Source organism: Saccharopolyspora elongata (genome assembly GCF_004348985.1).
GTDB lineage: Bacteria > Actinomycetota > Actinomycetes > Mycobacteriales > Pseudonocardiaceae > Saccharopolyspora > Saccharopolyspora elongata.
In genome coordinates, this window is sequence record NZ_SMKW01000170.1 from 1 (window position 1) to 7,060 (window position 7,060).

A 7,060-nucleotide genomic window follows, 5' to 3' on the forward strand; every position below is an offset into this window, starting at 1 on the left:
ACTCGTGCGGAAACAGGCACAAGACCAGCGTGAAGTAGAACATCAGCCGGGCGGGCAGTGCGCGGGTCCGCTGTTCCCTACGCCAGTACTGATCAATAACTCGATCGACCAATTCCACAGGGAACGTTCGGGTCAGCACGCCGACGGCGGCCCGATCGGCCACGCTGACACCCGCGCCCGCACCTGCCTCAAGATCCACAAGTACGCAGGCTACCGGCCACGCGACAACCTAAACGACCGGCATTGGGCCTAGGCGGTCGTTTCGGAACGGTGCGCGGTCCGAGGTGACGCTTTCGCGCGAAACCGCCGCGGAGCAGGCCGGAGGGCAGAAAGCCCTTGGTCCGGCACCGCTCGCGGGCGCAGTCTGGCGCTGTGCCCGAGGAAGCTGCGGTGAACTTCGAGACGGCGCTTGCGGAGCTTGCGGATTTCCCTCTGGTGGAGGCGATTTTCGGCCGCCGCTCGCGGCGTTTCGCCCTGGGCGACGAGATCCCGGACGGCCCGCTCGCCTACCGCTCCAGGCACGAGCCGGTGCCCCTGACGGACCTGGAGCGGATGCTCGTGCTGAGCGCGATGGGCGGTACGACCGGCTGGCACTACTCGATCACCCGGCACGCCCGCTACGCCCCGCACGTCTCGAACTACGCCGGCGCCGCCGCCGGCCGCACCTTCCCGTCCGCGGCCGGGATCCACACCGCCGAGTTGTTCTTCACCGACGACTCCGGGCTCTACTTCTTCCCGACCCGCGACGCCGGCGCGCTGGTCGACCCGGCCGTCGAGGAGGTCACCCCGGAGCTGGTGGTCGAGCGGCACCGCGAGCGGCTGCGCCGGCTCTCGCCCGGGCGGCTGTACCTGCCGGCGGAGGAGCCCTACCTGGAGGGGCACAACACCTGGTGCGTCAACGTTCCCGGTTCGCTGCTGGTCATCCCGGTGGCGGACATCGCCCAGCACCTCATCGCCATCCTGTGCTTCTTCGCCCAGAACGGCTACGCGATCTACGACGACGTCAACGATCGCGAGCTCCCCGGGCTGGCGGAGTTCGGCGGGCTGGTCGACGTCGAGGAGCCGTTCCCGCTCACCTTCACCGAGCAGTACGCGCTGACCGAGGCGACGGCGGAGCTGGCTTCCGCCTGCTACGCGGGCGTGCTGATGCTGCAGGCGATGGGGCTCGGCGGCTGGATGTTCGACGGGATCGATCGCTTCGCGATGCTCGGCGCCTCGGGCGATCCCGCCGTCCCCGGCCTCGGGTTCCGCTACGACGAGGACGAGCGCTGGCCGACCCCGAACCCCACCGGCCGGGAGGGCGTCTTCGAGGCCTGCTGCCCACCGCGGCACCGCGACATGGCGGCGGCGGTCGAGGCGTTCGCCGAACGCAAGTTCGGCCCCGGCGGGCCGTTCCACCGCGACACCCCGGGGGCCTGGACCGACAGCCCGGGCTTCCGCGGCAGCGCCCTGGTGCACGACGACGAGTTCAAGGCGTGCGTCTCGCTCCAAGCGCAGTACGTCCTGGACACCTTCGGGAAGTTCCCAGGGACGGTGCCGACGGTGTTCATCATGAACTACGTCCAGGCCCACCACCTGGACCTGGACTTCTACGATCGCTTCTTCAAACCCGGCGCCTACCTGCACACCCACGCCACGCACATGCAGAAGTGGCACGGCGCAGAAGAGCAGACCTAGGGCTCAACTCGTGCGCTGCACGTGAGGATGCGGTCGAAGACCGCATCCTCGGGCGATCACTCGGCGGCTGAACAGTTCAGCCCTTGCTGATATATCACTGTTCGCTGTACTGTTCCGTTCATGCTGACGTGTGAGACGCGGGGCGCGGCGCTGGCCCGGCTGGGCAAGGCGCTGGCCGATCCGACTCGTTGCCAGATCCTGGTCGCGCTGCTCGACGGGGAGAGCTATCCGGGCGTGCTCGCCGAGCAGCTGGGGCTGAGCCGTTCGAACGTCTCCAACCACCTGGCCTGCCTGCGCGGTTGCGGGCTCGTCGTGGCCACCTACGAGGGCCGCCAGGTCCGCTATTCCCTGGCCGATGCCCACCTGGCGCGCGCGCTCGGCGAACTGGTCCAGGTCGTGCTCGCCGTGGAAACGGATCAGCCGTGCCTCAACGAGGCCCAGCCCGAGGCGGAGCGGTGAGCGAGGATCGCTGCGTCGACGACTGCTGCGCGGCGGACACCACGACCGACCCGCAGCGACGAGCGGTGCTGGCCCGACGGGTGCGGTGGCTGGTCGCCGCGACGATCACCTACAACGTCATCGAAGCGGTCGTGGCGATCTCGGCCGGAACGGCGGCGTCCTCGACGGCGTTGATCGGCTTCGGCCTGGACTCGGTGATCGAGGTCGCGTCCGCGGCCGCGGTGGCGTGGCAGTTCTCCGGCAGCGACCCCGAAGCCCGGGAACGGGCGGCGCTGAAGGTGATCGCGGTGTCGTTCTTCGCGCTGGCCGCCTACGTCTCGGTCGAGTCGGTGCGAACCCTGCTCGGCGCGGACTCGGCCGAACACTCGACGGTGGGTATCGCGCTGGCTGCGGTTTCCCTGCTGGTGATGCCGTTCCTGTCGGCGGCCCAACGCCGCGCCGGCCGAGAACTCGGTTCGGCCAGCGCGGTCGCCGACTCCAAGCAAACCCTGCTGTGCACCTACCTTTCGGGCGTTCTGCTGCTGGGACTGCTGCTCAACGGCCTCCTCGGCTGGTCCTGGGCCGACCCCGTCGTCGCCCTGGTGATCGCGGCGGTGGCGGTGAAGGAAGGCCGAGAAGCCTGGCGCGGCCACCACTGCTGCTGAGCACTCAGGCGTTGGTGACCGATGCGTCGTTGTCCCCGGCGCAGCACGGCGTCCCGGCCTCCGCGGCCGCGCCGAAGGTCTGGGAATCGGCTTTGACGACGTAGACCTCCCAGGGCTCGCGACCGGGACCGTGGACCCAGACCTTGTCCTGGCGGGCGTAGCAGCAGGTGGTGTCCTCCTCGACGTCGGTGAACAGGCCGAGCGCCTTGAGCCGTTCGGTGGCGTCGTCGACCTGCTCGGTGCTGTCGACCTCGACGCCCAGGTGGTCCATCACCGTGTCCTGGCCCGCCTCGCCCTCCAGCAGGACGAGCTTCAGCGGCGGTTCGGCGATGGCGAAGTTGGCGTAGCCGGGCCGCCGCTTGGCCGGCTCGGCGCCGAAGAGCTTCGAGTAGAACGCGATCGATCCTTCGAGGTCACCGACCCGAAGGGCGAGCTGCATGCGTGACATCGCATCCCCTTGCTTAGATGTACATCTAAGTAGACGACCACAGCTTGGGCCTTGCTTCGACATCTGTCAAGATAGATGAGTGTCGAAACAAGCCCCGAGGATGCGACCCAGTGCTGCTCGCCGGTGATGCGGGAACCGCTGAGCGCGGAGCAGTCGGCCGAGCTGGCCCGGGTGTTCAAGGCGATCGGCGAACCGGTGCGGCTGCGACTGCTGTCGTTGATCGCCTCGCACGCGGGCGGAGAGGCGTGCGTGTGCGATCTGACCGGGGCGTTCGAGCTGTCCGGGCCGACGATCTCGCACCACCTCAAGGTGCTGCGCGAGGCCGGGGTGATCGAGGGCGAACGGCGCGGGACCTGGATCTACTACCGCGTGCGCCCCGAAACCCTGCGGGCCGTCTCGTCCGTGCTGGTGCCGGCCGACGCCGAGGCGGTCACCGCATGACCCGGGCGGCAGAGGCCCCGGTGGCCGCGCGCTTGTCGACGCTGGACCGGCTGCTGCCGGTGTGGATCGGCGCGGCCATGGTGGCCGGATTGCTGGCCGGACGGTGGATCCCCGGCCTCGGCCCGGCCTTGGACGCCTGTCGGACGAGATCCCCACGAAGCTGACCACCGGCGCCGTCGAAGCCGCGGACGTGGTGATCACCATGGGCTGCGGCGCCGCCTGCCCGGTGTTCCCCGGAAAGCACGATCCACGAGTTCTGCCATACCTGCGTCCACTCGCCGCAAGTTCGGCCGATCCCATTCGACACCCTTGCGCCGCCGGACGAAACCCCGCCCCCCGCGGTAGCCACCAATTAGTGGGTACTGGGCAGCGAACGGAAAAGGGCCGATCCTCGTGCAGGGCGGCCGGAGCGCCGCCAGATCCCGGGAGAGGTGGAGTGGCCGCGCGAATGCATCAGGAAGCCGGCTTGGCGTCGGTGAGCTTCTCCAAACGGCGATGTCCCCAGTCGGAGAGAGGAGCCAACAGCTCGGAGAGCTCACGGCCGAACGCGGTCAAGGAGTACAGGGTCTTCAGCGGCAGCACGTCGTGCACCTCCCGGTGCACCAGTCCGTCGGCCTCCATCTCGCGGAGCGCCTGAGTCAACACCTTCTCGGTGAGGCCGGGCAGCCGCCGACGCAGCTCGCCCGGACGGTGCGGACGGGATTCCAGCAGCCAGAGCAGAGTCGGCTTCCACTTCCCGTCGATCACCGCGATCGCGGCGGTTACCCCGCAGACATTCGGGTCCTGGGCACGACCGCGCGTCATCTTCACCCCATTCATCGCATATTTCCTATTCGTTGCGGAGTTGATTATGTCCTCGCACACCGACCAGTCCGCCGTCACCGTCCTCGGCCTGGGGCCGATGGGCCGCTCCCTGGCGGGCGCATTCCTGGACGCCGGCCTGCGCACCACGATCTGGAACCGGACGCCAGGAAGGGACCAGGAACTCGTCTCGCGTGGCGCGGTCAGCGCCCGGTCCGCGGAGGAAGCCGTGGCCGCAAGCGGGCTGACCGTGGTCTGCGTGGTGAACTACGACGCGGTGGACGCGATCTTGCGGCGGGAGGCGGTCGCCGACGCGCTCAAGGGCCACACGGTGGTCAACCTGACCGCCGACACGCCAGACCGAGCCCGCGACACCGCGGCATGGGCTGCCGAGCACGGCGTCCGCTACCTGGACGGCGCCATCATGACCCCGATCACGACCATCGGAACTCCCGCCGCGGTGTTCATCCACAGCGGCCCGGAGGAGCTCTACCGCGAGCACCGGCCCGTGCTGGACGTGCTGGGCGGCAACCACACCCACCTCGGAGAGGAGATCGGCCGGGCGGCGGCGTACGACATCGCACTGCTCGACATCTTCTGGACCGCGATGGCGGGCTACGCCCACGCATTGGCGGTGGCGAAGGCGGAGGGCGTCACCGCACGGGAGCTGGCCCCGCTCGCCAAGGGCATCGGCTCGATGATGCCAACGCTCTTCGAGCAGCTCGCCGAGGGAGTGGACAGCGGCAACTACTTCGGCGAGGCAAACCCCATGACCTCGACGGCCTCGACCATGACCCACATCGTCCACACCTCCGAAGCGCACGGCATCGATGCGAGCGTGATGCGCGCCGCCGAGGGCTGGGCTCGCCGCGCCATCGGACGGGGCTACGGCGCGGACGGATTCATCCGCGTCGCCGAGTTCCTGGGCCGCTGAGGAAAACTGCGGGTCGACCGAGCAGCCACTCTGCCTCGGTCGACCCGCAGCATGCGCTGGAACCCTTCGAATCCGCCCTCACCTTCACGGAAATCAGCAATCCGGCACTCGCCGACATCGGATTGCACCTGTTCCCAGGGGATTTCGAACCGGTGAACGCGGCCCTGGATCGCCTGGAGACCTGGAGCGACGAGCGGTACGAGCGAGCCCGGAGGCTGGTGCTCGCGCTCTACACCCACGTCGAGGACAGCCGGGACGAGGAAAGGACCCTAGGCCTGAAGGAGCTGCGGGAGAGACTGAACCTCCCCAAGCCCCGCTGAGAGCGCTACGGCCGAAAGACCCTGGCAGCAAAGAACCCCAGGTCTGTGACCTGGGGTTCTTTGGTCGAGGCCCCAAAGGGCGTGGTGACGCCAAGAGGATGAGGGGGCCCGTCCAGGACAGGCCCCCTCATCGGTCGCTACAGCCCGCAGGAGCCGCGGTCGAGCTGGAAGAACCTGGCGTTGGCCCAGCGGCACAGCCACATCCCGACCATGACACCGGCGATCGTGACGAGAGCGGGCAGGTAACCGCTGGCGACCTGGATGATCGGGATCGCCGGGCAGCCACCCGAGATCGCCCAGCCGGTGCCGAACAGCACCGCCCCGGGGATCACGCCGCGGTGGATCCGCCCTGCCGTGCGGCGGACACCCACCACGGCGAAGACCACCACGATGATCGCCACGGCCCCGGCGAAGGCGTACAGCATGCGCGGGTCCCGGAAGGTGAACATGCGGTTCAGCTCGGTGTAGTCGCCGAACCCGATGTTGGTGACGACGAAGCCGAGAGCCAGCCCGGTAATGATGTTGGCGACGAGCACCGCGCCCCTGGTACGCATCAGATCACCTTCCACAGCAGGAACGAAACGGCAACAGCGGTGCCGAAGAAGACGGCAGTTGCAACGAGGCTGACCGGACGCAACCGCCCGCAGCCGCTGAGTCCATGGCCGGAGCTGCAGCCCCCGGCCAAGCGGGTGCCGAAGCCGACGAGGATGCCTCCGACGAACAGCACGCCGATCATGACGTTCGAATCGGCGGTGACGAGCTGGCGGAAACCCTCGCCCATGTCGAAGCGGACCTCGAATCGGCCGGCGATGACGGCGGCCACCCATCCGCCGACGAAGATCGACAGGAGCAGGGCGGCCTGGGTGACCAGAGGTGCCGAGCGCACGACCTGCGTCGTGCTCTGCTCGCGCGCCGCGGGTCCGGCGTCCGGCTGCGCGTCACCGCGCATCACGTCCGGCGAGGTGGGTGCTTCAGAGCGGGTCCCGAACTCCGCGGCGGTCGCCGCGGCGAACGCTTCCTCGAGGGCACGGTCGTCGGCGAACTGGGCCTCCTGCCGTTCGATGCGGCGTTCGGCACGCCAGTGCAGGACGCGATCCCACGCCGAGGACACCCCGAAGGACCGATCCGTGATCAGCGTGTAGTTGATGGTGACCAGGGCGAGCCCGATCGCGCCCGCCCACCAGGGCCAGTAGCTGCTCATGCGGGGCCTCTCATCCACTCGGCGAGTCGGGTCCACCAACGGCGTTTCGGGCCCTGCGCTCGCGCGGGCCGTGTTGCCCGGTCCGGGGTTGGTGGGGTTCTTGGGACCTGTGGGGCCCGCGAAGGGGCCGACGGG

General features: G+C 69.0%; 11 protein-coding genes and 2 pseudogenes. 8 read left to right on the top strand and 5 right to left on the bottom strand.

What is annotated here, in order from left to right:
• Positions 1 to 199 (bottom strand): transposase domain-containing protein (locus E1288_RS45630; protein WP_207954298.1); only part of this gene is annotated, 199 nt, incomplete at its 3' end.
• 191 nt (positions 200 to 390) lie between these two features.
• Between E1288_RS45630 and E1288_RS45635 the strand changes: the two genes are divergently transcribed.
• The 3 genes from E1288_RS45635 (at position 391) to E1288_RS45645 (ending at position 2,780) form a co-directional block, all read left to right on the top strand.
• Positions 391 to 1,677: a hypothetical protein gene (locus E1288_RS45635; protein ID WP_132495495.1), complete on the top strand. Its 1,287-nt coding sequence runs from the start codon at positions 391 to 393 to the stop codon at positions 1,675 to 1,677.
• 120 nt (positions 1,678 to 1,797) lie between these two features.
• Entirely contained in the window at positions 1,798 to 2,136 is a 339-nt protein-coding gene (gene cmtR, locus E1288_RS45640) for a Cd(II)/Pb(II)-sensing metalloregulatory transcriptional regulator CmtR (RefSeq protein WP_132495497.1), read from the top strand.
• Entirely contained in the window at positions 2,133 to 2,780 is a 648-nt protein-coding gene (locus tag E1288_RS45645) for a cation transporter (RefSeq protein WP_132495499.1), read from the top strand. The genes cmtR and E1288_RS45645 overlap by 4 nt, the downstream gene beginning before the upstream one ends.
• Before the next feature lie 4 nt (positions 2,781 to 2,784).
• On the opposite strand, the gene E1288_RS45650 is transcribed toward E1288_RS45645, so the two are convergent.
• Positions 2,785 to 3,228 (bottom strand): ArsI/CadI family heavy metal resistance metalloenzyme, encoded by a 444-nt coding sequence (locus E1288_RS45650; RefSeq protein ID WP_132495501.1) that lies wholly within the window; start codon positions 3,226 to 3,228, stop codon positions 2,785 to 2,787.
• Positions 3,229 to 3,303: 75 nt separating this feature from the next.
• On the opposite strand from E1288_RS45650, the gene E1288_RS45655 reads away from it, so the two are divergent.
• The 3 genes and pseudogenes from E1288_RS45655 to E1288_RS49625 form a co-directional block, all read left to right on the top strand.
• Positions 3,304 to 3,669 carry an ArsR/SmtB family transcription factor gene (locus E1288_RS45655; protein WP_132495503.1) on the top strand — a complete coding sequence of 122 codons (366 nt, stop codon included), beginning with the start codon at positions 3,304 to 3,306 and terminating at the stop codon, positions 3,667 to 3,669.
• A pseudogene (locus E1288_RS45660) lies at positions 3,666 to 3,806 on the top strand (ACR3 family arsenite efflux transporter); the annotation flags it as partial. The gene E1288_RS45655 and the pseudogene E1288_RS45660, both read left to right, overlap by 4 nt.
• Positions 3,806 to 3,910, top strand: a pseudogene (locus tag E1288_RS49625) (arsenate reductase ArsC); the annotation flags it as partial. The pseudogenes E1288_RS45660 and E1288_RS49625, both read left to right, overlap by 1 nt.
• Positions 3,911 to 4,122: 212 nt before the next feature.
• Here E1288_RS49625 and E1288_RS45670 read toward each other — a convergent pair.
• A complete protein-coding gene (locus E1288_RS45670) occupies positions 4,123 to 4,488 on the bottom strand; it encodes a winged helix-turn-helix transcriptional regulator (RefSeq protein ID WP_235884290.1) in 366 nt (121 codons plus the stop codon).
• Positions 4,489 to 4,519: 31 nt separating this feature from the next.
• On the opposite strand from E1288_RS45670, the gene E1288_RS45675 reads away from it, so the two are divergent.
• Together E1288_RS45675 and E1288_RS47740 are read left to right on the top strand one after the other, a co-directional pair.
• The gene (locus E1288_RS45675; RefSeq protein WP_132495505.1) at positions 4,520 to 5,404 is read left to right on the top strand and encodes an NAD(P)-dependent oxidoreductase; all 885 of its coding nucleotides are present in this window, start codon (positions 4,520 to 4,522) and stop codon (positions 5,402 to 5,404) included.
• Between the two features lie 152 nt (positions 5,405 to 5,556).
• Positions 5,557 to 5,724: a hypothetical protein gene (locus E1288_RS47740; RefSeq protein ID WP_165968633.1), complete on the top strand. Its 168-nt coding sequence runs from the start codon at positions 5,557 to 5,559 to the stop codon at positions 5,722 to 5,724.
• Between the two features lie 137 nt (positions 5,725 to 5,861).
• On the opposite strand, the gene E1288_RS45680 is transcribed toward E1288_RS47740, so the two are convergent.
• Positions 5,862 to 6,278 (bottom strand): YeeE/YedE thiosulfate transporter family protein, encoded by a 417-nt coding sequence (locus E1288_RS45680; RefSeq protein WP_132495507.1) that lies wholly within the window; start codon positions 6,276 to 6,278, stop codon positions 5,862 to 5,864.
• Entirely contained in the window at positions 6,278 to 6,925 is a 648-nt protein-coding gene (locus E1288_RS45685; protein ID WP_132495509.1) for a YeeE/YedE family protein, read from the bottom strand. Before E1288_RS45685 ends, E1288_RS45680 begins: the two co-directional genes overlap by 1 nt.
• Positions 6,926 to 7,060 lie beyond the last annotated feature (135 nt).

Coding starts and splice junctions, on each gene's coding strand:
- cmtR (WP_132495497.1), top strand. CDS start 1,798: ATGCTGACGTGTGAGACGCGGGGCGCGGCGCTGGCCCGGCTGGGCAAG.
- E1288_RS45650 (WP_132495501.1), bottom strand. CDS start 3,228: ATGTCACGCATGCAGCTCGCCCTTCGGGTCGGTGACCTCGAAGGATCG.
- E1288_RS45655 (WP_132495503.1), top strand. CDS start 3,304: ATGAGTGTCGAAACAAGCCCCGAGGATGCGACCCAGTGCTGCTCGCCG.
- E1288_RS45670 (WP_235884290.1), bottom strand. CDS start 4,488: ATGAATGGGGTGAAGATGACGCGCGGTCGTGCCCAGGACCCGAATGTC.
- E1288_RS45675 (WP_132495505.1), top strand. CDS start 4,520: ATGTCCTCGCACACCGACCAGTCCGCCGTCACCGTCCTCGGCCTGGGG.
- E1288_RS45680 (WP_132495507.1), bottom strand. CDS start 6,278: ATGCGTACCAGGGGCGCGGTGCTCGTCGCCAACATCATTACCGGGCTG.
- E1288_RS45685 (WP_132495509.1), bottom strand. CDS start 6,925: ATGAGCAGCTACTGGCCCTGGTGGGCGGGCGCGATCGGGCTCGCCCTG.